A 24,766-nucleotide genomic window follows, 5' to 3' on the forward strand; every position below is an offset into this window, starting at 1 on the left:
GAGTCGCACGACAGTGTGAACAGAATGGTTAGAACGAACATTTTAGGATTCAAGCATAGACATCATATTTATATGAACCTATGGCATAACAAATAGTTAAGCTACAAAGGGCATATGGTGGATGCCTAGGCGTTCCGAGCCGATGAAGGACGCGATAAGCTGCGAAAAGTCATGGGGAGCCGCAAGTAGGCTTCGATCCATGGATTTCCGAATGGGGCAACCCGATACGAGTCATGTCGTATCATCCATGTGTGACATGGACGGCACACCCGGTGAACTGAAACATCTAAGTAGCCGGAGGAAGAGTAATCAAACGAGATTCCCTCAGTAGCGGCGAGCGAACAGGGAAGAGCCCAAACCGGACGTCTTCGGACGACCGGGGTTGAGGACCAGCATCAAGGGAAGGCAAGATAGCCGAACAGTCTGGGAAGGCTGAGCATAGACGGTGAAACTCCGGTAGGCGAAATCTTGCTGAGCGGGCTGGTATCCAGAGTACCACGAGACACGTGAAACCTTGTGGGAAGCAGGGTGGACCACCATCCAAGGCAAAATACTACGGAACGACCGATAGCGCATAGTACCGTGAGGGAAAGGTGAAAAGAACCGCGGGAGCGGAGTGAAATAGAACCTGAAACCGTATGTCTACAAGCAGTCGAAGCACTTTATATGTGCGACGGCGTGCCTATTGAAGAATGAACCGGCGAGTTAATTTCAGAGGCGAGGTTAAGCGGGAGACGCGGAGCCGAAGCGAGAGCGAGTCTGAATAGGGCGGAAGTCTCTGGGATTAGACCCGAAACCACAGTGATCTATGCATGGCCAGGTTGAAGCTCAGGTAAAAATGAGTGGAGGACCGAACCCGTGAGTGTTGAAAAACTTTGGGATGAGCTGTGCATAGGGGTGAAATGCCAATCGAACGTGGAGATAGCTGGTTCTCCCCGAAATAGCTTTAGGGCTAGCCTCAGGTAACACATGGAGACGGTAGAGCACTGATCGGGTAAGGGAGCGTAAAGCTTACCGAGCCTAGTCAAACTGCGAATGGCTTCATGAGAAGAGCCTGGGAGTCAGAATGCGAGTGATAAGACCCGTATTCAAAAGGGAAACAGCCCAGACCGCCGACTAAGGTCCCGAATGCTGTACTAAGTGGAAAAGGATGTAGGACTTCCAAAACAACCAGGATGTTGGCTCAGAAGCAGCCACCATTCAAAGAGTGCGTAATAGCTCACTGGTCGAGAGGCCCTGCGCCGAAAATATCCGGGGCTCAAGTACAGAACCGAAGTCGCGGCATGCGGAGTGTCATCTACAGAGTAACTGAGAGGGCAGATGCGAAGGATTCAGTGTCAGATGCGAGGAAGAGGAGCGAGTCATAGCGGTGGTTATGGCGAGTGACGATGACGACGCAGATGGCAGTGAAGACGAGCAGATGCACTCAGGTGTTCTGTAGATGACACACCCATGGGTAGGGGAGCGTTCCAAGTTGGTTGAAGGCGGACCGTAAGGACAGCTGGACGACTTGGAAGTGAGAATGCTGGTATGAGTAGCGAAACGATCCGTGAGAATCGGATCCACCGAAAGCCTAAGGGATCCTGAGCAACGCTCGTCGACTCAGGGTAAGTCGGGACCTAAGCCGAGGCATCAAGCATAGGCGATGGACAACAGGCGAAAATTCCTGTACTGCATGATGTTGTTTGAGGATGGAGTGACACAGCAAGGAGCTTGAGCGCGCGATTGGAAATGCGCGTCGAAGGCGGTAGGCTGATGTAGAGGCAAATCCCTGCATCAAGGCCGAGAACTGATAGATAGGAGCGTACTTCGGTACAATCCAAATTCAAGCGTACTACACTGTCGAGAAAAGCTTCTAACGAGACATCATGTACCCGTACCAAAACCGACACAGGTAGGCGGGGAGAGAATCCTAAGGTGCGCGGGAAAACCCTCGTTAAGGAACTCGGCAAAATGCATCCGTAACTTCGGGAGAAGGATGGCCGGAGCTGGTGAAGACCTTCGCGGTTGGAGCTGGAGCCGGCGGCAGAAGAGAAGCCCAAGCGACTGTTTACCACAAACACAGGTGCCTGCTAAAGAGAAATCTGACGTATAGGTGCTGACACCTGCCCGGTGCTGGAAGGTTAAGAGGAGAGGTTATTCGCAAGAAGAAGCTTTGAATTGAAGCCCCAGTAAACGGCGGCCGTAACTATAACGGTCCTAAGGTAGCGAAATTCCTTGTCGGGTAAGTTCCGACCCGCACGAAAGGTGTAACGACTTGGGCACTGTCTCAACGAGGGACCCGGTGAAATTGAAATACCTGTGAAGATGCAGGTTACCCGCGACTGGACAGAAAGACCCCATGGAGCTTTACTGCAGCCTGACATTGATTTTTGGCATGTAACGTACAGGATAGTTGGGAGACGGAGAAGATAGGCCCCCAGGCTTATCAGAGTCGCTGTTGGGATACCAACCTTTATGTGCTAGGGATCTAACTCGAGAAGTAACGAAGCTGAGGACAGTATCAGGTGGGCAGTTTGACTGGGGCGGTCGCCTCCGAAAGAGTAACGGAGGCGTCCAAAGGTTCCCTCAGCGCGGACAGAAATCGCGCGAAGAGTATAAAGGCAGAAGGGAGCTTGACTGCGAGACATACAGGTCGAGCAGGTACGAAAGTAGGGCTTAGTGATCCGGTGGAATGAGAGTGGAATTGCCATCGCTCAACGGATAAAAGCTACCCTGGGGATAACAGGCTAATCTCTCCCAAGAGTCCATATCGACGGGGAGGTTTGGCACCTCGATGTCGGCTCATCACATCCTGGGGCTGAAGCAGGTCCCAAGGGTTGGGCTGTTCGCCCATTAAAGTGGTACGTGAGCTGGGTTCAGAACGTCGTGAGACAGTTCGGTCCATATCCATCGCGGGCGCAAGATACATGAGGGAGACTGCTCCTAGTACGAGAGGACCGGAGTGGACGGACCGCCGGTGTACCAGTTGTTTCGCCAGAAGCACAGCTGGGTAGCTGCGTCCGGAAGGGATAAACGCTGAAAGCATCTAAGCGTGAAGCCCGTCCCGAGATGAAGTATCTCATAGCACAAGCTAGTAAGACACCTTGAAGAAGACAAGGTTGATAGGGTAGATGTGGAAGTGCTGCAAGGCATGAAGCTGACTACTACTAATATGTCGAGGGCTTAACTAGAGAACTGAAATGTTCGCAGAGTAATTTCTTCTGTATAGTTTTGAATGTGCAAGCATTCAAATAGAATATCCGGTGATGATGCCTGAATGGTTCCACCTGTTCCCATACCGAACACAGTAGTTAAGCATTCAGAGGCCGAAAGTACTTGTCTGGAGACGGACTGGGAGGATAGGAAGTTGCCGGTTAAGCAAGGGCTCCGCTGAGGTGGAGCCCTTTTTGTGTATTGTCCTTCCGTATCTCATGGAGATGGTTTTCGTATTTGCAGACCGATTTGATATTTGATATACTGAATGAGTTGTAACGTTTTATTTTAGATATAAGGGGCGATATTGGATGCCTGAGATGCGCAAACAGAGACGCAGCTTTCGACGGGTCAAGTGGCTTGGACTCATCCTCGTCGTCATCATTGCTGTCGTGCTTGGCTGCTACGCTGGCATAAATAGAAAGAATCCTGCTCATGAGATCGGTGATACAGACCATGAGATCATCCACGTCATGATCATGGGTGTGGACAGCCGCAAGGATGATGTGGGCCGCAGTGATACCTTGATGGTGGCTTCCATCGACAAGACGGCGGAGAAGGCTGCGCTGCTGTCTGTTCCCCGCGATACGCGCGTGGCAATCGACGGCCATGGTTACGATAAGATCAATCATGCTTACGCCTACGGCGGTCATGAACTGTCGCAGAAGTCCCTCGAAGGACTGCTCGGCGTGCCGATGGATCATTACATCATCATCGATACGAAATCCTTTGAACGCATCATCGATGCGATTGGCGGTGTTGACATCGACGTCGAGAAGCGCATGCATTATGAGGATCCCTGGGACGATAACGGCGGACTCGTCATCGATCTTTATCCTGGAGAACAGCATATGGATGGCAAAAAAGCCATCCAATACGTGCGTTACCGCGATGGAGAGGGCGATATCGGGCGCATCGGGCGTCAGCAGAAGTTCATGAAGGCCTGCCTCGCTCAGGTCCTCACGCCGGAGATTCTGCCGCGCCTGCCGGACATCGTCAAGGAAGTCAGTTCGGCTGTCAAGACGGACATGTCGGTGACAGAGCTCTTGAGCTTTGCCAAGATGATGAAGACGTTCCAGGCAAACGGTCTCGAGGCGCAGATGGTCCCGGGTCAGCCAGCCTACCACAAGGATATCAGCTATTGGATCCCGGATATCACGGACGTGCGCGATCTGCTGGCGTCAGAGCTCGGCCTCACTCTGACAGAGCAGGCAGAGCAGGAGGCGCAGGAGGCTGAGGACAAGTATGATGCGGATCTGCCGAAGGACCTCAAGATGCTCGCCCACAAGACGAGCGGCGGCACGAAGCTCACGGATCAGGATAAGAAGGATTCGGATGATGAGCCGATGAAGCCGGAGGAGATCGCGGTCATGGTCATCAACTCGAGCGGCATCGACGGTGCCGGTGCGGAAGTCGCCGCTGCCCTGCAGCGCAAGGGCTTCATCATCTCGGGTGTCGAGACGGGCAAGACGAGCTCGAACCCGACGACGACGATCACGACGTCGACGCGCAATACGGATGTCTTCTACGGCATGCCATTTGCCTGCGTCATCCGCGACGGCGGCAGTTCGAACCAGGCTGTCGTCAACATCGGCCGTGACTATCACAAAAAAGGGAAATGACGGATGAAAGAGACGGAGCAGACGCTCCGTCTTTCTCGCAATTCGCTGGATTTTTACAGACTTGATTTATTGGAGTGAATACATTGGCAATGCTACGAGTTACGGGGCTCAAGAAGTCATTCGGCATCGACGAGCTCTTCCACGATGTCAGTTTCGAGGTCGCGCGCGGCGACAAGGTCGGCTTTGTCGGGGCAAATGGTGCCGGCAAGACGACGCTCATGCGCTGCCTGCTCGGCCAGGAGGAGAATGACGGCGGCACGATACAGCTCGATGAGGCGGCGACTATCGGCTATGTCGAGCAGCAGGCCGACTTCGGCACAGGGACGCTCTACGAGGAGTTCCTGCGCGCCTTTGACGATGTCATCGCGCTCGGCGAGCGCAAGAAGGCGCTCGAGAAGAAGATTGCCGTCGACCACGCAGAGGAGACGATGCGCGCCTACAGCAAGGTCGTCGAGCGCTTCGAACTGCTCGGCGGCTACGACTACGAGAGCCGCATCCGCCGTGTGGCCTTCGGCCTCGGCTTCACAGAGGAGGACTTTGAGAAGAACGTCGCGCATTTCTCCGGCGGCCAGAAGACGCGCATCTGCCTGACGAAGGCGCTCTTGCGCGAGCCGGACTTCCTCTTCCTCGACGAGCCGACGAACCACCTCGACATCCACATGATCGAGTGGCTCGAGGGCTTCCTCAAGAATTACTCCGGCGGGGTCCTGATCATCTCGCATGACCGATACTTCCTTGACCGCGTCGCCACGCGTATTCTCGAGCTTTCTGGCCATACGGTCACGGATTACGACGGAAACTACACCTACTACATGAAGGTAAAGACAGAGCGCCGCGCGGCGCTGCAGTCAGCCTACGAGAAGCAGCAGGAGCACATCAGGAAGACGGAGGAGTACATCCGCAAGTACAAGGCGGGCATCAAGAGCAAGCAGGCGCGCGGCCGCCAGAGCCAGCTCAACCGGCTCGAGCGCATCGTGCTGCCGCCGGAAGATGCGTCCTTCAACTACTTCGCGCTCAATAAGCCGCCTGAGTGCGCGGAGCGCGTGGCAGAGCTTGAGGACGTCTCGGTGTCGTTCGGCAGCCACAAGATCTTCGATCACCTCTCGATGCTCATCCGACGCGGTGACGGTGTGGCCCTCGTCGGACCGAACGGCGCGGGCAAGACGACGCTCTTGCGTGTCCTCGTCGGCGAACTCGAATCCTCGACGGGCCGCGTCAAGATCGGCAGCCGCGTCAAGATCGGCTACTTCTCGCAGCAGCACGAGGGCCTGAACATGGACAACACCATCCTCGATGAGCTCATCTACGAGTACGGCATCAACGAGGAGCAGGCGCGCCGCTACCTCGGCGCTTTCCTGTTCCATGGTGACGAAGTCCTGCGGCGCATCGGTGACCTCTCAGGCGGCGAACAGTCGCGCGTGGCCTTCCTCAAGCTCATGCTCACGGGCGCGAATTTCCTCGTGCTCGACGAGCCGACGAACCACCTCGACATTCCCGCGCGCGAGGCCGTCGAGGAGGCGCTCATGGCCTTCCCTGGCACGTTCCTGGCCGTCTCACACGACCGCTACTTCCTCGATAAGGTCGCAAACTGCACGTTAGAGCTCGAGAACGGCAAGCTGACGGAATACCTCGGCAACTACAGCTACTACCTCATGAAGAAGGAAGTCGCGGAGGAAGAGGCGCGCGAGGAGCGCGAAGCGCTTGAAGCAGCCGAACGGGAACAGCAGGCCAAAGCCAAGCACGAGGCAGAGGCGAGACGAAAGGCTGCGGCGCAGGAAGAGAAGACAGATGATGAGGTGAAAAAGGCGGCAGAGCGCCGTGCCGAGGAGAAGAAGCGCGCTGAGCTCGGGCGCATCCAGAGTATGAGCGATGCGAAACGCGAGGAGATGGTCCAGCGCGCCGAGGCGGAGATCGCGATGGCCGAGGCAGAGCTCAAGGGCCTCGAATTCCAGATGAACAATCCGGCCGTCCAGGCCGACCCGCAGCAGAGCCAGGCCATTGCCGAGGCGTATGCGGCGAAGGAGAAGGAGATCGAGATGCGCTATGAGAAGTGGGAGCGCCTGACAGAGGCGTGATGATATGCGAGAGGAGGCAGCATGATGAAGAACGAAACGATTCAGACATCCCTGCCGGGATTGGAGACGGAAGAGGAGATCGAGGGCGTCGTCGAGCGCATCGTCTTTACGAATGAGGCGAGCCCCTTCACGGTCTTCTCGTTCAAGCCGCTGCGCAAGAAAAGCCGCATCACAGCACTCGCGAACGTCGAGGCACCGCTCGTCGGCCAGCAGCTTCGCCTGCGCGGCCACTGGACACAGCACAAGCGCTACGGCCAGCAGTTCCAGGTCACGGGGCTTCGCATCGAGGCGCCGTCAAGTGCCGAGGGCATTGAGCGCTTCCTAGCCTCCGGCGTCGTCGACGGCATCGGCCCGTCGCTGGCCAAGCGCATCGTGCAGAAGTTCGGCAAGAAAACGCTGACCGTCATCGAGCAGACGCCACACCGCCTCAGCGAGGTAGCAGGCATCGGCAAGAAGACCATCGAGAAGATCACGGCCTCGTACACCTCGCAGTCGGAGCTCCGCGACATCATGCTCTGGCTAGAGACACATCACATCTCGGGCACGTATGCGGCGCGCATCTTCAAGAAGTACGGCTCCTTCTCCATCGACACCCTCGAGAATCACCCGTACCAGCTGGCCAGAGAGGTCGAAGGCATCGGCTTCATCATCGCGGACTCCATCGCGAAGAGCCTCGGCATCGCCGCGGAGGATCGCAGTCGCATCTCTGCGGGTATCGACTTTGCCCTGCAGAAGATCGCACAGCAGGGGCACTGCTGCATCCCTGAAGCAGCGCTTGAGAAGCAGGCAGCAGACCTCCTCAAAGTCGAGCAGGAGACGGTGCGCAAGGTCCTGAAAGACCTTCTTCAGGCCAAGCAGCTCGCTGTCGAGTATGTTGGCGCGGAGACGCTCATCTACCCGCCGTACCTCTACCGCGCGGAGATCAAAGCAGCGCGCAAGCTGCTCTACCTGCAGAAGTACGCCGATTCCATCGCGATGGAGACGGACCCGTCGACGCTCGTCGCGCACTGGGAGCAGATTGCGGGCATCCAGCTCGCGGACAAGCAGAAAGAAGCGCTCGAAGACGTTCTGCAGTACGGCGTCTTCGTGCTGACAGGCGGCCCCGGCACGGGCAAGACGACTGTCGTGCGCGGCATGATCGACCTCCTGCACCTGCAGGGCCTTACTGTCCTGCTCGGCGCGCCGACGGGGCGCGCGGCCAAGCGCCTCGCCGAGGCGACGGGGCAGAAGGCTGTGACTGTCCACCGCATGCTCGAGGCGCAGGGCGCAGGCGGTTCGGGCGCGCCGACTTTCGGCAAGAACGAGGACGAGCAGCTCGAGGCCGATGTCATCATCCTCGATGAAGTCTCGATGATGGACATCACGCTCATGCAGCACTTCCTCGCCGCCGTGCCGGACGGCTCGCACGTCATCTTCGTCGGCGATGTCGACCAGCTGCCGTCCGTCGGCCCGGGCACGGTCCTGCGCGACATCCTGCGCTCCGGCGTCATCCCGAGCGTCCGACTGACCGACATCTTCCGTCAGAAGGGGGAGAGCAGCATCGTCATGAACGCGCATGCGATCAATGCGGGCCGCCTGCCCGTCTGCTCGCCGCAGGGGGATTTCCAGTTCTGGGAAATCGACGATGAGGATGCTGTGGCCCAGAAGATTGTCGAACTCTGCACGAAGACCCTGCCGCAGCAGGGCTTCTCCCCGCTGACGGACATCCAGGTGCTGGCGCCGATGCACCGCCAGGCCTGCGGCACGGACAACCTCAACAAGGTCCTGCAGGCGGCCCTGAACCCGAAGTCGCCGCAGCGGCCGGAACTCACGAACGCCGCGCAGACCTTCCGCCTCGGCGACAAGGTCATCCAGACGAAGAACAACTACACGAAGCAGGTCTTCAACGGCGACATCGGCTTCGTCATGGCCATCGAGCCGGGCCGCATGACGGTCCACTTCGGTGATGAGCTCGAGGTCGACTACGAGAGCGGCGAGTTCGGTGAACTCTCGCTCGCCTACGCACTGACCGTCCATAAGAGCCAGGGCAGCGAGTACCCTGTCGTCATCCTGCCGCTCGTGCGCTCGCACACGATCATGATGCAGCGCAACCTGCTCTACACGGCCGTGACGCGCGCCAAGCGCGAGGTCATCCTGCTCGGCTCCAAAGCTGCGCTTAACACGGCTGTTGCCAACAACCGCACGAGCAAGCGCTACACGCTGCTGGCCGAGCGCCTCCACTACGGTTTTGAACGCTGAGATATACATGCATACAGTATATGCACAAGTATTAATCTTAATTGTTACACAACTTTGCAAGAATACAGAATACTTCCGGTTGAAGTGTAAACAATTGCTGAAAAATAGAGTATACTAGTCCCTGGAAAGAAGAACTCATCTAGGTCTGTATGGAAAGGGAATGGTATCATGAAGAATGGGATCCTGGCAATCGTCGGCTTATGCGTATGGGGTGGCCTGCTCATGCTGCAGGGCACGCCGAAAGTCAGCGAGGAGATCGCTGCAGAAGTCGTGCAGACGATGCACCCGCAGGCAGAAGTCGAGAACGTCACGCAGGTCGGGGCAGACAAGGTCTATAAAGTCGCCTACTATGAGGGCGGCCAGGCCGGTGTTGTCGAGGTATCGGAGAACGGCCAGCTTCCTCGCTGAGCCGACACGTGTCAACTCGCTATACGTCAAAAAAGAAGGGCTGCGCTCTGGGCGCGCCCTTCTTTTGCTATGTCTTGTTAGAAGAAGATGGAAGATATCCGGCTCATCCAATCTGGGATGGGCTCGTCTCGTGGACAGAGGCTCTCTTGTGGGCGAGTAGGAAGGCTGAACATCCCGCCGCGATGGGGACGGTCAGGATGACGCCGATGCCGCCTGAGAGGCCTTGCATGATGACAATGTCGAGGCTGTTCGAGTTCAGCAGCTGCAGGAACGGCAGGTCGTAGACGTAGTCGAGCACCCAGGTGCTGAGGCTGCCGCCGAAGACGGCGAGAATCAGCGTGGCGGCCATCGTGCCCATGACATCCTGCTCGACGCGCATGCCGCTCTTGAAGAGCGCCCGCGCGGATGTATCCGGGTTCTGGCTGTGGATCTTGACATCGACATGAAAAGAACCTCCTCAGATATACACCATATTCTCTTCGATACTGTCACTTGATTCTTGACGATTCCACTCTATCATCTGAATGCATTGGCGTTGTTACCGGCATGTAAAGTTTTTGTTATTCTCGGGCGGGGCTGTGGTAGAATGGAAGGGAATGCGGACAGGATCAGGAGGTGCAGCGATATGGAAGATTGGCAGGATTTGCTCGAGGGGCTCAACGATGCGCAGCGCGAGGCGGTGACGACGACAGAGGGCTTTGTGCGTGTGCTGGCGGGCGCGGGTTCAGGGAAGACGCGGGCGCTCACGCACCGCTTTGCCTACCTCGTCGAGGAGCTCGGCATCCTGCCGGGCAACATCCTCTGCGTGACGTTTACCAACAAGGCGGCGACGGAGATGCGCAGCCGCATTCACGCCTTGACGGGCGACAACGACACGGGCTACATCAACACGTTCCACGGCTTCTGCGTCTCCATCCTGCAGGAGGACAGCCATGCCGTTGGCTACCCGAAGAGTTTCCTCGTGCTCGACAACGCCGACATCGACGACATGCTCGCCAAGATCTACGAGGAGCGCGGCCTGACCCTGCGCGATATGACGTACGGCCAGGCGCGCGACATGTTCGAGATGCGCAAGCTCGTGCAGCAGCCCGACTACTACAAGGAGCTCATTGCTCTGCCGCTCACCGCGCTCAAGGAGAAGTACGACAGGGCGCAGACGAAGCAGGACATCCTCTTCTACGGCTATCTCTATGAAGAGAAGAAGTGCTTCGGCCTCGACTACAACGACCTCATCAAGTTCTCGCTGCACATCTTCGCCGAGCACGAGGACATCCGCAAGAAGTGGCAGCAGCGCCTCGAGTACATCATGATCGACGAGTTCCAGGACATCGACGAGCCGCAGTACCGCCTCATGAATGTGCTCTGCGGCTGGCACAAGAACCTCTTCGTCGTCGGCGACCCCGACCAGACCATCTACACGTGGCGCGGTGCTTCGGGGCGCTATCTCCTGGACTTCGATACGCACTTCCCGGGGACAAAGACAATCTACATGCTCGAGAACTACCGCTCGACACCGGAGATTCTTTCTGTCGTCAACTCGCTGATTGCCAAGAACACAAGCCGCATCGAGAAGGACCTTGTGCCTGTCAAGGGACATGGCCATAAGGTCATCTGCCACCATGCGACTGCCGCGAGCGAGGAGGCGAGCTGGCTGGCCGGCGAGATGGCGAGGCTCCACGAAGAGGGCGTCGCCTACCGCGAGATGGCAGTGCTCTACCGCGCCCACTACATCACGCGCAGTATCGAAGAGCAGCTCCTCCGGGCGGAGATTCCCTACATGATCTACAGCGGTGTCCAGTTCTTCACGCGGCGCGAGATCAAGGACGCGCTCTCGTACCTGCGCCTTCTCGCTTACCGCGATGACCTGTCCTTCCTGCGCGTCGTCAACGTGCCGAAGCGCAACATCGGCCAGCGGCGGCGCAAGTTCCTGACGGAATATGCTGAAGCACATGAGATGACGCTCTATCAGGCCATGCAGGCGAGTATCGAGGACCCAATCTGGAAGGGCACGAAGGCAAGGGAATTCCTGCAGCTCGTCGAGGGGCTGGCTGATGTCAGTGAGGGGGCGTCCGTCTCGGAGGTGCTGGCGGAGGTGCTCGACAGGAGCGGCTACGAGGCCATGCTGCGCACGGAGGGCAGTCAGGCGCGCCTCGACAACCTCGCGGAGCTCAAGCAGTCTGTCCGCGAGTACGAAGTCAGCTGCGGCGAGGAGGCGGGGCTCACAGACTACCTCGCGCATGCGGCGCTCTTCACGAATCAGGATGTCGGCGATCCGGGCGACAAAGTGAAGCTCATGACCGTTCATACGGCCAAGGGGCTGGAGTTCCCGTACGTATTTCTCGTGGCGCTCAACGAGGGTGTCTTCCCCTCGCGCAAGACGCGCACGCCGGAGGCGATGGAGGAGGAGCGGCGGCTCGCCTTCGTCGCGATGACGCGGGCGGAGAAGGGCCTCTATCTGTCGGATGCCGAAGGACTCAACATCGACGGCTCGATGCGCTACCCCTCGCGCTTCATCCTCGACATCGACCACGCGCTCCTCGACTTCACCGCGCCGCTGCCCGAGCGCCTCGTGCGCGCGGCGCGCGACTTCGTCCGGGCCTCCGCGCGTCGCCTTTCGCGCCAGACGGAATCCCTGGCTTTCCGGGAGGGGGACCGCGTGACACACCGTGTCTTCGGTGACGGAACCGTCGTTGCCATCGATGCAGAAAAGGGAGCGTATGTCATCCACTTTGATGAGCTGGCGACGAACCGCAGCATTGCCTTCCGCGCGAAGTTGCAGAAAATCGGCTGACTATCGCTCTCCTTGCCTGAATGCGGCCGCGGTGCTATACTTCAGGAAAAGGATGTGAATGGAATCATGATGAGTGATAGAGAAAAGAAAGTCCTGTGCTTCGGCGTGGCCATCGGCATCTTGCTCGGTGTCATCGCCATCAAGACCGTGGGGACGCGCGGCGCTGTGATATTCGCAGCGCTGGCCTTCCTCATCCCGCTCGTGCCGGAGCTGCGCGCGCGGGCCAAGCAGGGCAGGCTGCCGCAGGTACCCTCCATCGAGAAGCCGCATCTTGAAGCACCGCATGTCACGATGCCTCATATTGAGACACCGCATATCGAGGTCCCACATGTCGCGATGCCGCATCTCGAGAAGCCCCATGTCGAACTGCCCGAGGTCGACCTCTCGAGCGACTGGCTCAGCAACAAGGCCATCGTCATCTACTTTATGATCTTCATCATCAGCTTTGTTATCGGCTACGTCGTGCTGAACTGATTGCGACAAAAAATGCTGCCACAGAGGAGAGCGCTCCTCTATGGCAGCATTTTTTATGGGAAGATCAGTCGATGAAGTTCGTCATGGTGACGAGTTCGTGCGTGGGATAGTCGATGCCAGCCTGTCTGCCGGCCTCGATGCACTTCGTGATCCAGGCGATATTGCGCGCGAGTGTGCGCATCGTCTGCAGGCCTTCGAGGTCCTTGCGGACTTCGTCCGGTGTGAAGCCGTGTACCTGGTTCCAGTACTGGGAGCCGACGACGACCATGTTGGACATCTGGAAGTACTTGTTCAGGCGGTCAAAGGCTGCCGTCGCGCCGCCGCGGCGGCAGGAGACGATGGAGGCGGCCACTTTGCCGTGCATTCTGGTGTCCTTCGTGCAGCTGAAGGTCAGGCGGTCGAGGAAGCTCGTGATGAAGCCCGTCGGGCCGCCGTAGTAGACGGGCGAGCCGACGACGAGGCCATCGGCAGCGGCGAGTTTGTCGGCCGTCTCATTGACGATGTCCGCAAAGACACAGCGGCCGGTCTTCATACAGCTGTGGCAGGCAATGCAGTCCTGCACCGGTTTCTTGCCGAGCCAGATCATCTCCGTCTCGACGCCCTGCTCGTGGAGTGTGGCGGCAATCTCTGCCAGTGCGGTGTAGGTGCAGCCCTTCTCATTGGGACTGCCGTTGATCAAAAGGATTTTGCTCATAGTGATTACCTCTGCGAATAAGATTATAATACGTTTGCCTATCTTCTTCGCGCTCCATGGCCCAAAGTCCTGTCAACGATGCAGATTATGACAGAAAAAGAGCTTGGCGGCCAAGCTCTTTTTTGCATGCGATGTGCGAGATTTGAAATGTGGTGAACGGAAATCAGTTCTCGTAGGCTTCTTCGAGCTCTTCGAGCGTCTTCTGCTTGCTCTCCTTGCCGAGTGTCAGGACGACGGCGGAGATGATGACGAAGACAGAGGCGAACATCAGGAAGATGGTGCTCATGCCGAAGGCGTTGGCGAGCATCATGCCGACGAGCATCGGGGCAATCATGCCGCCGATGCGGCCGAAGCCTGCCGCCCAGCCGGAGCCGAGTGCGCGGATCGTCGTCGGGTACTGCTCTGGCGTGTAAGTGTAGATGACGCCCCAGGCACCGAGGTTGAAGAAGCTCATGGCCGCACCCCAGGCGAGAAGCGAAGAAGCGCTTGCGGCATTGCCGAAGAAAAAACTGCAGATACCGGACATCAGAAGGAACAGCGAGAGCGTGTACTTGCGGCCGATGACGTCGACGAGCCAGGCGGCAGCGTAGTATCCTGGCAGCTGGGCGAGCGTCATGATGAGCACGTATTCAAACGTCTTGACGACGGCAAAGCCCTGGGCAAAGACGATGGACGGCAGCCACATGAAGATACCGTAGTAGCTGAAGACAATGCCGAACCAGGCGAGCCAGAGCATGATGGTGCGCGTGCGGAATGGCTTCGTCCAGAGCGTCGTGAAGCTCGTCGCAGCGGCGTTTGGCTGTTCGCGCTCTGCTTCACTGAGCTCTTTGGCGAACGGGCGGCTCTCGACGTGGAGCTTGCGCTCGAGTTCGAGGATGATGTCCTTGGCGTCATTGATGCGGCCGTGCGAGATCAGATAGCGCACGGACTCCGGCATGTGCAGGCGGATTAGGAAGACGTAGAGCGCCGGAATCGTGCCGATGACAAAGGCAATCTGCCAGCCAAAGCGCGGGATCAGCAGGTAGGCGATGCAGGCGGCGACGAGCCAGCCCACGCCCCAGAAGCTCTCGAGCAGGACGATGAAGCGCCCGCGCAGATGGCTCGGTGCGTACTCGCTCATGAGCGTCGCAGCGACCGGCAACTCACCGCCGAGTCCGAAGCCGACGAGGAAGCGGAAGACGAGCAGCGACTCATAGCTCCAAGAAAGAGCACAGAGTCCTGTCGAGATGCTGTAGAGCAGTACTGTGATCGTGAAGACCTTCTTGCGGCCGATGCGGTCGGCGACCGTGCCGGCGAGCACGGCGCCAAGCGCCATGCCGATGAGGCCAATCGAGCCAATCCAGCCGGCCTGTGCAGGCGTGAGTCCCCAGTCCTTTGTCAAGACAGGCAGGACGAAGGCAATCAGACCCGTGTCCATCGAGTCGAAGAGCCAGCCGAGGCCCGTGACCAAGAGAAGCTTGTAGTGGAAGGAGCCAACCGGCAGGGCTTCCAGGCGTTCGAGAATCATGCAAATAACCTCTTTCCCAAAATCCTCAAATGAGATGAATCGATGATGATATCTTCATTCAACTGTCATGACAGCTGAATGCGTTATTGTTATTTTAACGGATTCTCAGGAAAATGCAAGGGCCCGGCGAGAAGTCGGAGCAATTCATCACTGAGCCGATGGAATCCGAATGGAACCGACTGATTTCCTTTACAGGAAGCGGCCTGCGTTGTAAGATGGAAGTGTTAAAATTTTTCGTGATATGCAGGAGGAATCCATATGAAAAAGGTACTGACAATCGCGGGCAGTGATTCGAGCGGCGGCGCAGGCGTGCAAGCGGACCTCAAGACGATGCTGGCCAACGGCGTCTACGGCATGAGTGCCATCACGGCCCTGACGGCGCAGAACACGCAGGGCGTCCGCATGGTGCAGGAGGCCACGCCGGAGTTCCTGGCGGCAGAGCTCGATGCTGTCTTGGAAGACATCCGCCCGGATGCCGTCAAGATCGGCATGGTTGCTTCGCCCGCACTCATTCACGTCATCGCAGAAAAGCTGCAGGGCTACGGGGCAGAACACGTGGTGGTGGATCCCGTCATGGTCGCGACGAGCGGGGCAAAGTTGCTCGCCGATGATGCCGTCGAGGTACTCGTGCAGGAGCTCTTCCCGCTCGCAGAGGTCATCACGCCGAACATCCCAGAGCTCAGCGTCCTGACGGGACAAGAGATTGCGGATGAGGCGGCCTTCCAGCGGGCGGCCGAACATCTCGCGGCGCAGGCCGGTGTCAATGTGCTGGCCAAGGGCGGTCACTCCGCTGGCGAGGCGAGCGACCTGCTCGTCATGGCAGACGGCAAGGGTGAGAAATGGTACCGCGGCACGCGCGTCGAGAATCCCAATACGCATGGCACGGGCTGCACGCTCTCGAGCGCGATTGCGGCAAACCTCGCCAAAGGTTTCGACCTTGCGGAGTCGATTGGCCGCGCGAAGTCATACCTGTTTGGGGCTCTGCTGGCGAAGATGGACCTTGGCATGGGCAGCGGGCCGGTCGACCACAGCTGGAATCTCCATGGCGATTTCTTCGAGAACTGAATATCTGATGTGCCTGTGTGACAGAAGCCCCGCAAGGGGCTTTTTTGATTCGCACAAATGAGACATAGTTGAAACATATGTGACAATAAATGAGAAATTCATTGAGAATAGCAGAAAAATCATTAGAAAACATAAGAAAAAGATTGAAAGTAGGTAGCTTTACTGCTAATATAAGAACCAACAAGAGAGCAAACGAGAAATAATATCACAAATGTGACAATAAAAAGGGAGGCGAAGACATCATGATGCCAGTAGAGCGACGCATCCTGATCAAGGCGGCCAGCATGTACTATCTCGACCATCTGAAGCAGAGCGAGATTGCCTCGCGCATGGGCGTTGACCGCACGACCATCAGCAAGTATCTCAAGAAGGCGATGAAGAGCGGCATTGTCAAGATAGAGGTTGAGAGCGATTCGTATGAAGATCTTGAAGCGGCCCTGGAACGGCGTTTCGGTCTGCGCGAGGCTTACGTCGTGCCCAAGAGCTACGACATGCTCGCCATCAAGCAGAGCATGGCGCAGGCCGGACTCAACCTGCTGCGCCGCATCATGGCGGATGGACAGGTCGTCGGCATGGCGTGGGGTTCTACCATCCAGGAACTCACGAAATACGCGCATCACGAGAAGATGCCGCAGCTTGACATCGATTTTGTGCCGATTGACGGAGGGCCGGAGAGCATTGACAGTGATCATCACGTCAATACAATCTGTTATGAGATGGCCAAGACGGTCGGCGGCCGCAGTCATTACATCTACGCACCGGCCATTACGCGCACGCCGGAGATCCGCGATGCCATCGTACAGGATGCGAATTATGAGAAGATCTCGCAGTTCTGGCAGCGCCTTGACATTGCGATTGTCGGTATCGGTGCACCGGTCAAGTCGTCGAATCTCGTCTGGGCGGGATACTTTGGCCGGGATGCTATCGATTCCATGCGGCGCACTGGGGCCGTGGGGGAGATTTGCTCCGTCTTCTACGACAAGGATGGAAGTCCCGTGCAGACGCCCTTTACGGATCGCACGATTGCCATACCGCTCGATACCTTGCGCGGCTTGCCGTACAGCATCGGCATGGCTGCTTCACGTGAGAAAGTTCCAGCGATCATGGGGGCCTTGCGCGGCCATCTCATCAATGTGCTGATCACGGACGAGTCGACGGCAACCATTCTGCTGCATGAATGATGAGGAGGGTGAGATTTCATGATAGGGATGTTGTTCTTGGCGGCGATTGTAGTCTGGGTTATGCAGACCCTGCTGGCGCTCTGGCAATTCCGCCGCTTCAACCGCCGCGTCAAGGAGCTCCGCCGGTTTGGGCGCGTGGCCATCGGCAAATCGAAGGGGAGGTTCCTGGCGGGAGCCATTGTCCTGCTCTGCATTGACGAAGATTGCCGCATCATCAAGGGAGAATTATTGGAAGGTGTCACGGTCTTTGCCAAATGCCGCCCCTTCACCGCTCTTAATGAACTAAATCTTCTAAGTATTCACAAATCGATCTGTGAGGAAAGAGGCCTGACACGCCAACAGGTCAGAGCCGCGTTGAATGCGCGTCAGGACTATCTTTCCTATCAGGAGCTCCAGCAAGAAAAACGCCATGTATCCGTGACGCCTGCTGGAAGATAGAATAGGGAAAAAGAAAGGGAAAAAGAAAAGGAGAGATTTTGATGGACACCATGGTTTTATTGGCACAGGGCTTTATCGGCATGTTCAACAAAGGTGGTGAGACCTTTGTCGGCTGGGTGGGCGGCATCATTCCGACACTCATCTGCCTGCTTGTCGCCATGAATTCGATCATCGCTTTTGTGGGGCAGGAAAAAATCGAGAAGTTTGCGCGCATCTGCGGTGGCAACGTCATCACGCGCTACATCCTGCTGCCGGTCGTCGGCACGTTCTTCTTCTGCAATCCGATGACCTTGTCTCTGGGCAAATTCCTGCCGGAGTACTATAAGCCATCGTATTACGCAGCAGCATCCGCTTCCTGCCATACGATGAACGGGCTCTTCCCGCACGTCGACCCGGCGGAAATCTTTGTCTTCCTCGGTGTGGCAAACGGCATCTCGGCACTCGGACTGCCGACGGTTGATCTTGCACTGCGCTACTTCCTCATCGGCATTGTCATCAATTTCCTGCGCGGCTGGATCACAGATTTCATGACGGCTTACGTGCAAAAGCAGCAGGGAGTGAAGCTCAGCAAGGAGCTTGTGCCGACAAAATCGTGATCCCTAAAAAATTTTAGGCTGATACTACAACATATGGACATATGTGATACATGAAAAAGGAGAAAGGCATCATGGCAAAGTATAAAGACGTCATCGTCACAGCTGGTTCCGGCGGTTTCGGCGGTCCGCTGCACCTGCATCCCAATAAGAAACAGAACAAGATCGTCAATATCACGGGCGGTGTCATCTCGCCCGTTGCCAAGAGACTGGCGGAAATGACGGGCTGTGAGCTGGTGGATGGCTTCAAGACGAGTGTTCCTGACGCGGAAATCCTGGCAGTCGTCATTGATTGCGGCGGCACATTGCGCTGTGGCATTTACCCGCAGAAGCGTATCCGGACGATCAACCTCAATCCGACTGGCCCGAGCGGTCCGCTCGCGCAGTTCATCAAACCGGATATCTACGTCTCGGCTGTGCGCGAAAAGGATCTGGCTTTTGCAGAGGAAACTGACGCTGCTGAACCGGCCGCGGCAGAAGAAGTGCAGCATGATGCGGCGGCACCGGGCGGCATGGGCAGCCGTCACTATGACACGTCGAAGAAAATCTCGGAGCAGCAGGCCGGTTTTATGGCGAAGGTCGGTCAGTTCATGGGCGGTATCGTTGCTGTCTTTTATCAGGCCGGCCGTGAGACCATCAACACGATGATCAAGACCATCCTGCCGTTCATGGCCTTCGTCTCGATGCTCATCGGCATCATCCTCTCGACAGGCATCGGCGACATCATTGCCCACCTGCTCGTGCCGCTAGCTGGCAATGTGGGCGGACTCATCATCTTGTCGCTGATCTGCTCCTTCCCGTTCCTCTCACCGTTCCTCGGACCGGGGGCCGTTATCGCGCAGGTCATCGGCGTGCTCATCGGCGTCGAGATCGGCAAGGGCGCAGTCCCGCCGCATCTTGCCCTGCCGGCGCTGTTCGCCATCAATGCGCAGTGCGCCTGTGATTTTATCCCGGTCGGTCTCGGCTTGGCCGAAGCAGATGCGAAGACGGTCGAAGTCGGTGTGCCTTCCGTGCTCTATTCCCGCTTCATCACGGGACCGCTTTCCGTCATTCTCGCTTGGCTCGCCAGCTTCGGGCTCTATGAGGCTTGATGAATTTCCATGGATGTATATCAGGAGGTATTCCAATGAAAAAATATTACAGTACAATCGTACAGGAACTCGGTGCTCAGGTTCATGCGTTCAAGGGGGCGCGCATGCTCATCCTGTTCAATGAGAATGCGCCTCAGGAACTCCGCGAATACTGCGTCCTGCACCGCGGCAACAAGCTCGAGGATATCGTCGAACCAGGCGACATCTTCCAGCTCGGCAAGGAAGCGTACAAGATTATCTATGTCGGCAGCCAGGTCCAGAAGAACCTGCGCGACCTCGGTCACATCACACTGCGCTTCAATGGAAACAAAGAAGGGGAGAATCTGGAAGGTAGCCTCTATCTCGAGGACAAAGAGATCGGCGACATTGCTCCCGGCGAGGAGATTGCCATCTATAAGAGATGAAGGGGCTGGCAAGCGATGTGAAACGTCCCCAGCATCAGACATCATTCAGATGTCGTGTGGTAAGAAAAGATAGGAGAGATATTCATGACTTCGTGGTTGAATCTGGAAGGGAAAACAGCAGTAGTGACGGGCGGTGCATCCGGCATCGGCAAAACGGTTGCGCAGTCATTTCTCGATAATGGTGCGAATGTCGTAGTCTGTGACATGAACCCGGACGAGCCGGAATTTGAGCTCGGCGGGAGCAGGGGAAAGCTGCTCTACGTCGTGACCGATGTCACGAAAGCGGAGAGCGTCACAGCGATGGTCGAGAAGGCAAAAGCGGCTTTTGGCAAGCTCGACATCCTCGTCAACAACGCAGGCATCAACATCCCGTGCCTGCTCGTGGATCCAAAGGATCCGCACGGCAAGTATGAGCTCAGTGAAAGAGTCTATGACAAAGTCACGAGCGTCAACATCAAGGGCGTGTACCTCATGGCACAGGCCCTGGGCCATGAATTTGTCCGCAATGGCGCTGGTGTCATCATCAACATGAGCTCGGAGAGCGGTCTCGAAGGCTCTGAAGGCCAGAGCATCTATGCGGCGACGAAGAATGCGGTCAACTCCTTTACGCGTTCGTGGTCCAAGGAACTCGGCCGCTACAATGTCCGTGTTGTCGGCGTGGCGCCGGGCATCCTCGAGGCGACGGGCCTGCGCACACTGGCCTATGAAGAAGCGCTTTCCTACACGCGCGGCATCACGGTCGAAGACCTGCGCAAGGGCTATAAGAACACGAAGACGACGCCGCTCGGCCGCAGCGGCAAGCTCACCGAGGTGGCCAATCTCGTCCTTTTCCTCGCCAGTGACCGCGCTTCGTATATCCACGGTGTCACGTACAACGTGGCCGGCGGCAAGACGAGAGGCTGATGCCCTTCTGCCGCAATCCACCATCCTTACCCATTCTTTATGTCTTTCGAGATGCACTCTCTGGCAGAGTGCATCTCTTTTCTTTTTCGGGGAAATTGAAAAATTTGCCTGACTGTGCCAACCGTGATAAGATGGAAAGGCAATCGCCAGATGCCCCGCAGGGGCTTGTCTGGAACGGAACGCAAACAAAAAGAAGGAAAAGGAAGAGATGAATCCATCATGATGAAGATAAAGAAACTCGCGAAACTGCTGGGGCTTTGCTGCCTGACGGCAGGGCTGGCCCTGCCGTCTGCCGCGCAGGCAGCGACGGGGGATGATGGCCATGTCACGGCGACATCGGTGCTCGCGGAGAAGGCGGGGCAGAAACCGGCTGTGACGGAGACGAAGGCGGCGCAGCAGATCGAGGCGGCGGCCAAGGCGGATACATCTGCGGGCCAGTCGGTTGACATCCGCAGTGTGCGCCTGGTCTGGGATCACGTGCCGGGGGCCGTCAAGTACCAGGTCGAGATCCTCGGCTCTGCAGAGGACACACTGCCGAATGTCATCATGACGCAGAATCAGATTTTTGCCAATGGCGTTGACATTGAGGTCGGCCGCTACGGCAAGGCTGCGGCGAATTTCTACTGGAAGGTGCGCGGACTCGACTACAACGGCAATCCCGTCAACTCGTATTCCACGCCGCAGCCGCTGACGTCTGGCACGCTGAACCCGACGGCACCGCTTGCGACGTCGGACTACGACGCGATGGACTATGCGGCGGAGTACCCTGTCTACTCGTGGATACCGATGCCGGGCGCGAAGCACCATGAGGTGCAGGTCTACCGCGAGGTGGGCTCGCAGGACATGTACTTAAAGACGCTGCAGGCTGGTGAGTACGATGTCTACGACTGGGACGCCTACACGACGCAGGGCCGCTACTACTGGCGCGTGCGCTCTGTGGATGCGGACGGCGCGCCCTTGAGTGACTGGTCGGCGAAGAACGGCTTCACGGTGACTTCGCCGACCCCGATCGCGGCGCTCGGCGACAGCATCACGCACGGCGGCGGCGTCATGAGCGTGCCGCCCTCGTATCCGCTCTACAACTGGGAGACGTATTCGTCCGTGCCCATCAAGAACCTCGGCGTCAGCGGCAACACGACGCAGGACATGATCGACCGCTTCGAGCACGATGTCCTGCCGTTCTCCCCGCGCATCCTCGTCATCATGGGCGGCGTAAATGACTACCGCGCCGGCACGTACGGCTGGACCGTCGTGCAGCATCTCAAGGCGCTCAAGGAGAAGTGCGCGGCCTACGGCATCATCCCGGTCTTCGTGACGCCGACGCCGATCAATCCGAGCCTCATGATCCACCGCGCCGGCATCGAGCATCCGACGCCGGACTGGCTCACGCATCAGCAGTTTGTCTGCGCCTGGGTCAAGAAGCAGCCGTATTCTGTCGATGTAGCCAGCGCTCTGGCCGACGAGCGCGGCTGGCTGCGCTCCGACTACACGACGGACGGTCTGCACCCCGATTATCTCGCCAAGAAGTCGATGGGCGAGAAGATCGGCCAGTACCTCGAGGCGACCTTTCCCTGGGTCACGCAGAGCCTGACGAAGAAGACGAATTCCTGACCGCGTGTCAGTTTCATACGTCAAAAAGCCGCATTCCGTGTCATGGAATGCGGCTTTTTTGGTGCGCAGTCAGTCTTTGATATGGATGCCCGTGATCGTATAGCCGCTGCCGGCGAGGGCGCGGCGGATCTCGTCGTCGCTGACCTCGCGCGTCATCTTGACGATGGCGTGATTGCGGTGCAGGTTGACCTCAGCAGCAGCGCCGTCAATCGTGTCGAGTGCCTGCTCGACGCGGGCCTTGCAGTGACCGCAGGTCATGCCCTCGATATCGACGACCTTCGTCGCGACAATGGTGCCTGTGAGTTTCTTTTTCGGGACTTTGACATCCCCGCCTCCGCAGCAGCTGCTTTCCCCACGGAAATGCTTGAGCACGCCCTTGACGGCAAAGAAGAGCGCGACGAGGACGACGATGCCGACGATTGCTGTAGCCATGATGGATTCCCCCTGTATAACAACGTAATTGAAAATAAACTTCATTACTATTTATATACCAGCTGGGGGTATCTGTCAAGCCTTACTGTCTCCAGATAATACTCAGAAAAGCCTGCTAAAATGACTGAATACAATCGGGGAATACTATCCATCCATCATTTTATTCTTCTAGGAGGTTTTATTTATGAAGCGCAGGAAGGGATTCATCGCGATCGTGGTCCTCTTGCTCGTGGCCATCGGTGTCAGCGGTTACTGCTACCAGTCGGCCCGCACGCCGGAATATGCGCTGAACGAGCTCATGGAGGGCGCCAGAGAGCATGACGCGCAGAAGGTGCAGCGCTATGCTGACCTTTCCTCTATCGTCACGAAAGGGTATGACAGCAGCACAGAGATTCTCGCGCGCGACATTGAGCGGCTCCACCGAGAGTATCCGCAGGACTGGTTCTTCTGCCACGACACGGCCTTCATGGAATCGTACATCAAGGAGCGCCGCGAGAGCGATCTCGTCTTCATCAACCGCAGTCTCGAATTCTTCCTGACGCCGACCATCGCGCCAATCGGCGAGAGCGACGAGCAGGCGAAGTGGATTGCGGGCGAGGCTGAGAAATTCACGCAGCACTACAGCGCCAAGCTCCAGGGCGTCGAGCGCAAGGGGGGCGACTGGGCTGAGGCGACGTTCCTCGTCACAGGCGATGATTCCGACTACGGCCGCCTCGTGCCGCAGATGACCGTCAAAGTCGAGCTCGTGCAGAAAAGCGATGGCCATTTCCAGGTCACGCACATCACGAACACCGACGAGATCTTCGACCCGATCGTCAAGGGCATCGAGGATTACTGGACACTGCAGGGCTGGCAGTGAGACTATGTGAGACAGAAAGAGATTCCACGATGTGATTGGGCACATCGGGAATCTCTTTTTTGGTGAGCTTTTTCGTAGAAAATGGCCATGCATCCTGCTAGAATGGCCATGAGGTGATGATCATGGAAAAGATAAAGCACATCGGACTGTATCTCTGCCCGTTCGGCTTCTTCCGCATCGTGGAGGAAGGGGGCGCGGTTGTTGCTATCGATGTCGTGAAGGAGCGGCAGGAGGAAGAGCGCCCGAGCGAGGTGACGGACTGGGCGGCGCGGGAGCTCCACGAGTATCTGGAAGGGGAGCGGCGCGCGTTCACGTTCCCCTACAGGCTCGTGGGCACGCCGTTTCGCCTGCAGGTCTGGAAGGAGCTCGAGAAAGTCCCCTACGGCGAGACGACGACTTACAAGAGACTGGCGGAGGCCATCGGGCGGCCGGGGGCCTACCATGCTGTCGGCGGCGCCGTCGGAGCCAATCCCCTGAGTATCTGTGTCCCGTGCCACCGCGTCATTGGCACGAACGGCAGTCTCACAGGATATGCCTGGGGGCTGCCGATGAAGGAGGCTTTATTGGAGCTGGAGCGCCGTTAACGCTGTCCGAGCGGTGTCTTCTGCAGGATGCCCGCTGCGACGATCGCGATCGCGCTGTTCAGCACGCCTTCTGCGATGAGGCCCGGTGCTGAGGCGAGGCCTGCTGCGAGGCTGTCGTAGAGCAGTGCGCCGAAGAGCGTGTAGGCAGCAGCCATCCAGGCCGAGGCGAGCAGGAAGCCGACGACGAGGCGAGCGGGCGAGGCCTTTGTCTTGTCTGGTCGGATGACGCGCCAGGCAATGTCCGCCATGAAGTACTTGATGATGAGCGTCGGCAAGATCCAGAGCGGGAAGCCGCCGATGAGGTCCGAGAGCGCCGAGCCGAAGCAGGCCGCGATCAGTGTCTCGCGGCGCCCGCAGAAGAGCACCATGAGGAAGATGGCCGCATCGCCGAGATGCGCGTATCCGAGCGGGATCGGGATGCGCGGCACGAAGGTCGCGAGGAAGACGACGGCCGCCATGACGGCCGCCAGGCAGAGCTCGCGCGTGGTGAATGAAGAGGATGGATGTACAGATGATGCCATGATGATTTCCTTCTTTCGTCTTGTTTTTTCAATCTGGACTTGTGTCCTATTGCTGACTAGTATATACTGGTTTTGACCTT

At 57.6% G+C, this 24,766-nt stretch carries 21 protein-coding genes and 2 rRNA genes; 18 read left to right on the plus strand and 5 right to left on the minus strand.

What is annotated here, in order from left to right:
* The first annotated feature begins 94 nt into the window (after nucleotides 1-94).
* The 6 genes from QDI87_RS09515 (at nucleotide 95) to QDI87_RS09540 (ending at nucleotide 9,538) form a co-directional block, all read left to right on the plus strand.
* A 23S ribosomal RNA gene (locus tag QDI87_RS09515) occupies nucleotides 95-3,173 on the plus strand.
* Nucleotides 3,174-3,241: 68 nt separating this feature from the next.
* Nucleotides 3,242-3,358: ribosomal RNA gene (gene rrf, locus QDI87_RS09520) — 5S ribosomal RNA — on the plus strand.
* A 157-nt stretch (nucleotides 3,359-3,515) separates the two neighbouring features.
* Complete coding sequence (locus tag QDI87_RS09525) at nucleotides 3,516-4,817, plus strand: LCP family protein (protein ID WP_248617176.1); 1,302 nt, start codon at nucleotides 3,516-3,518, stop codon at nucleotides 4,815-4,817.
* An 89-nt stretch (nucleotides 4,818-4,906) separates the two neighbouring features.
* Nucleotides 4,907-6,892: an ABC-F family ATP-binding cassette domain-containing protein gene (locus tag QDI87_RS09530; protein ID WP_036378310.1), complete on the plus strand. Its 1,986-nt coding sequence runs from the start codon at nucleotides 4,907-4,909 to the stop codon at nucleotides 6,890-6,892.
* Between the two features lie 21 nt (nucleotides 6,893-6,913).
* Nucleotides 6,914-9,130: an ATP-dependent RecD-like DNA helicase gene (locus QDI87_RS09535; RefSeq protein ID WP_391510241.1), complete on the plus strand. Its 2,217-nt coding sequence runs from the start codon at nucleotides 6,914-6,916 to the stop codon at nucleotides 9,128-9,130.
* Nucleotides 9,131-9,298: 168 nt separating this feature from the next.
* On the plus strand, nucleotides 9,299-9,538 hold the full coding sequence (locus QDI87_RS09540) for a hypothetical protein (RefSeq protein WP_036378302.1): 240 nt from the start codon (nucleotides 9,299-9,301) through the stop codon (nucleotides 9,536-9,538).
* A 103-nt stretch (nucleotides 9,539-9,641) separates the two neighbouring features.
* Here the strand turns inward: QDI87_RS09540 and QDI87_RS09545 are convergent, their stop codons facing one another.
* On the minus strand, nucleotides 9,642-9,968 hold the full coding sequence (locus QDI87_RS09545; RefSeq protein ID WP_278743386.1) for a YibE/F family protein: 327 nt from the start codon (nucleotides 9,966-9,968) through the stop codon (nucleotides 9,642-9,644).
* 195 nt (nucleotides 9,969-10,163) lie between these two features.
* Between QDI87_RS09545 and QDI87_RS09550 the strand changes: the two genes are divergently transcribed.
* Both QDI87_RS09550 and QDI87_RS09555 read left to right on the plus strand, forming a co-directional pair.
* Entirely contained in the window at nucleotides 10,164-12,329 is a 2,166-nt protein-coding gene (locus QDI87_RS09550; RefSeq protein WP_278743147.1) for an ATP-dependent helicase, read from the plus strand.
* Nucleotides 12,330-12,395: 66 nt separating this feature from the next.
* Nucleotides 12,396-12,803, plus strand: a complete 408-nt coding sequence (locus QDI87_RS09555; protein WP_036378299.1) for a hypothetical protein — start codon at nucleotides 12,396-12,398, stop codon at nucleotides 12,801-12,803.
* 64 nt (nucleotides 12,804-12,867) lie between these two features.
* Here QDI87_RS09555 and QDI87_RS09560 read toward each other — a convergent pair whose 3' ends face one another.
* Complete coding sequence (locus QDI87_RS09560) at nucleotides 12,868-13,497, minus strand: flavodoxin family protein (RefSeq protein WP_036378298.1); 630 nt, start codon at nucleotides 13,495-13,497, stop codon at nucleotides 12,868-12,870.
* A gap of 163 nt (nucleotides 13,498-13,660) precedes the next feature.
* On the minus strand, nucleotides 13,661-15,004 hold the full coding sequence (locus QDI87_RS09565) for an MFS transporter (protein ID WP_036378297.1): 1,344 nt from the start codon (nucleotides 15,002-15,004) through the stop codon (nucleotides 13,661-13,663).
* Nucleotides 15,005-15,262: 258 nt separating this feature from the next.
* On the opposite strand from QDI87_RS09565, the gene thiD reads away from it, so the two are divergent.
* The 8 genes from thiD (at nucleotide 15,263) to QDI87_RS09605 (ending at nucleotide 22,290) form a co-directional block, all read left to right on the plus strand.
* A complete protein-coding gene (thiD, locus tag QDI87_RS09570; protein WP_036378296.1) occupies nucleotides 15,263-16,069 on the plus strand; it encodes a bifunctional hydroxymethylpyrimidine kinase/phosphomethylpyrimidine kinase in 807 nt (268 codons plus the stop codon).
* A 242-nt stretch (nucleotides 16,070-16,311) separates the two neighbouring features.
* Complete coding sequence (locus QDI87_RS09575) at nucleotides 16,312-17,250, plus strand: sugar-binding transcriptional regulator (RefSeq protein WP_036378295.1); 939 nt, start codon at nucleotides 16,312-16,314, stop codon at nucleotides 17,248-17,250.
* Nucleotides 17,251-17,268: 18 nt separating this feature from the next.
* On the plus strand, nucleotides 17,269-17,688 hold the full coding sequence (locus tag QDI87_RS09580) for a transcriptional regulator GutM (RefSeq protein WP_244881915.1): 420 nt from the start codon (nucleotides 17,269-17,271) through the stop codon (nucleotides 17,686-17,688).
* A 41-nt stretch (nucleotides 17,689-17,729) separates the two neighbouring features.
* On the plus strand, nucleotides 17,730-18,284 hold the full coding sequence (gene srlA / locus QDI87_RS09585) for a PTS glucitol/sorbitol transporter subunit IIC (RefSeq protein ID WP_278743150.1): 555 nt from the start codon (nucleotides 17,730-17,732) through the stop codon (nucleotides 18,282-18,284).
* A 71-nt stretch (nucleotides 18,285-18,355) separates the two neighbouring features.
* A complete protein-coding gene (srlE, locus tag QDI87_RS09590) occupies nucleotides 18,356-19,372 on the plus strand; it encodes a PTS glucitol/sorbitol transporter subunit IIB (protein WP_036378291.1) in 1,017 nt (338 codons plus the stop codon).
* 35 nt (nucleotides 19,373-19,407) lie between these two features.
* Nucleotides 19,408-19,776, plus strand: coding sequence for a PTS glucitol/sorbitol transporter subunit IIA (locus tag QDI87_RS09595; RefSeq protein WP_036378290.1), 369 nt, complete (start codon nucleotides 19,408-19,410; stop codon nucleotides 19,774-19,776).
* Between the two features lie 84 nt (nucleotides 19,777-19,860).
* A complete protein-coding gene (locus QDI87_RS09600; protein WP_036378289.1) occupies nucleotides 19,861-20,679 on the plus strand; it encodes an SDR family oxidoreductase in 819 nt (272 codons plus the stop codon).
* Between the two features lie 219 nt (nucleotides 20,680-20,898).
* Nucleotides 20,899-22,290: a GDSL-type esterase/lipase family protein gene (locus tag QDI87_RS09605; protein ID WP_036378288.1), complete on the plus strand. Its 1,392-nt coding sequence runs from the start codon at nucleotides 20,899-20,901 to the stop codon at nucleotides 22,288-22,290.
* A 69-nt stretch (nucleotides 22,291-22,359) separates the two neighbouring features.
* Here the strand turns inward: QDI87_RS09605 and QDI87_RS09610 are convergent, their stop codons facing one another.
* A complete protein-coding gene (locus tag QDI87_RS09610; RefSeq protein WP_036378286.1) occupies nucleotides 22,360-22,722 on the minus strand; it encodes a heavy-metal-associated domain-containing protein in 363 nt (120 codons plus the stop codon).
* A gap of 184 nt (nucleotides 22,723-22,906) precedes the next feature.
* Here QDI87_RS09610 and QDI87_RS09615 point away from each other — a divergent pair, with 184 nt between their 5' ends.
* Nucleotides 22,907-23,581, plus strand: coding sequence for a hypothetical protein (locus tag QDI87_RS09615; RefSeq protein WP_036378285.1), 675 nt, complete (start codon nucleotides 22,907-22,909; stop codon nucleotides 23,579-23,581).
* Nucleotides 23,582-23,703: 122 nt separating this feature from the next.
* The gene (locus QDI87_RS09620; RefSeq protein ID WP_036378306.1) at nucleotides 23,704-24,165 is read left to right on the plus strand and encodes a methylated-DNA--[protein]-cysteine S-methyltransferase; all 462 of its coding nucleotides are present in this window, start codon (nucleotides 23,704-23,706) and stop codon (nucleotides 24,163-24,165) included.
* Here the strand turns inward: QDI87_RS09620 and QDI87_RS09625 are convergent.
* On the minus strand, nucleotides 24,162-24,686 hold the full coding sequence (locus tag QDI87_RS09625; protein ID WP_036378283.1) for an ECF transporter S component: 525 nt from the start codon (nucleotides 24,684-24,686) through the stop codon (nucleotides 24,162-24,164). The two genes, QDI87_RS09620 and QDI87_RS09625, sit on opposite strands and share 4 nt — an antisense overlap.
* Nucleotides 24,687-24,766 lie beyond the last annotated feature (80 nt).

The organism is Mitsuokella jalaludinii (assembly GCF_928722185.1).
Taxonomy (GTDB): Bacteria; Bacillota; Negativicutes; order Selenomonadales; family Selenomonadaceae; genus Mitsuokella; species Mitsuokella jalaludinii.

Coding starts and splice junctions, on each gene's coding strand:
- QDI87_RS09525 (WP_248617176.1), top strand. CDS start 3,516: ATGCGCAAACAGAGACGCAGCTTTCGACGGGTCAAGTGGCTTGGACTC.
- QDI87_RS09530 (WP_036378310.1), top strand. CDS start 4,907: ATGCTACGAGTTACGGGGCTCAAGAAGTCATTCGGCATCGACGAGCTC.
- QDI87_RS09535 (WP_391510241.1), top strand. CDS start 6,914: ATGATGAAGAACGAAACGATTCAGACATCCCTGCCGGGATTGGAGACG.
- QDI87_RS09540 (WP_036378302.1), top strand. CDS start 9,299: ATGAAGAATGGGATCCTGGCAATCGTCGGCTTATGCGTATGGGGTGGC.
- QDI87_RS09550 (WP_278743147.1), top strand. CDS start 10,164: ATGGAAGATTGGCAGGATTTGCTCGAGGGGCTCAACGATGCGCAGCGC.
- QDI87_RS09555 (WP_036378299.1), top strand. CDS start 12,396: ATGATGAGTGATAGAGAAAAGAAAGTCCTGTGCTTCGGCGTGGCCATC.
- QDI87_RS09560 (WP_036378298.1), bottom strand. CDS start 13,497: ATGAGCAAAATCCTTTTGATCAACGGCAGTCCCAATGAGAAGGGCTGC.
- QDI87_RS09565 (WP_036378297.1), bottom strand. CDS start 15,004: ATGATTCTCGAACGCCTGGAAGCCCTGCCGGTTGGCTCCTTCCACTAC.
- thiD (WP_036378296.1), top strand. CDS start 15,263: ATGAAAAAGGTACTGACAATCGCGGGCAGTGATTCGAGCGGCGGCGCA.
- QDI87_RS09575 (WP_036378295.1), top strand. CDS start 16,312: ATGATGCCAGTAGAGCGACGCATCCTGATCAAGGCGGCCAGCATGTAC.
- QDI87_RS09580 (WP_244881915.1), top strand. CDS start 17,269: ATGATAGGGATGTTGTTCTTGGCGGCGATTGTAGTCTGGGTTATGCAG.
- srlA (WP_278743150.1), top strand. CDS start 17,730: ATGGACACCATGGTTTTATTGGCACAGGGCTTTATCGGCATGTTCAAC.
- srlE (WP_036378291.1), top strand. CDS start 18,356: ATGGCAAAGTATAAAGACGTCATCGTCACAGCTGGTTCCGGCGGTTTC.
- QDI87_RS09595 (WP_036378290.1), top strand. CDS start 19,408: ATGAAAAAATATTACAGTACAATCGTACAGGAACTCGGTGCTCAGGTT.
- QDI87_RS09600 (WP_036378289.1), top strand. CDS start 19,861: ATGACTTCGTGGTTGAATCTGGAAGGGAAAACAGCAGTAGTGACGGGC.
- QDI87_RS09605 (WP_036378288.1), top strand. CDS start 20,899: ATGATGAAGATAAAGAAACTCGCGAAACTGCTGGGGCTTTGCTGCCTG.
- QDI87_RS09610 (WP_036378286.1), bottom strand. CDS start 22,722: ATGGCTACAGCAATCGTCGGCATCGTCGTCCTCGTCGCGCTCTTCTTT.
- QDI87_RS09615 (WP_036378285.1), top strand. CDS start 22,907: ATGAAGCGCAGGAAGGGATTCATCGCGATCGTGGTCCTCTTGCTCGTG.
- QDI87_RS09620 (WP_036378306.1), top strand. CDS start 23,704: ATGGAAAAGATAAAGCACATCGGACTGTATCTCTGCCCGTTCGGCTTC.
- QDI87_RS09625 (WP_036378283.1), bottom strand. CDS start 24,686: ATGGCATCATCTGTACATCCATCCTCTTCATTCACCACGCGCGAGCTC.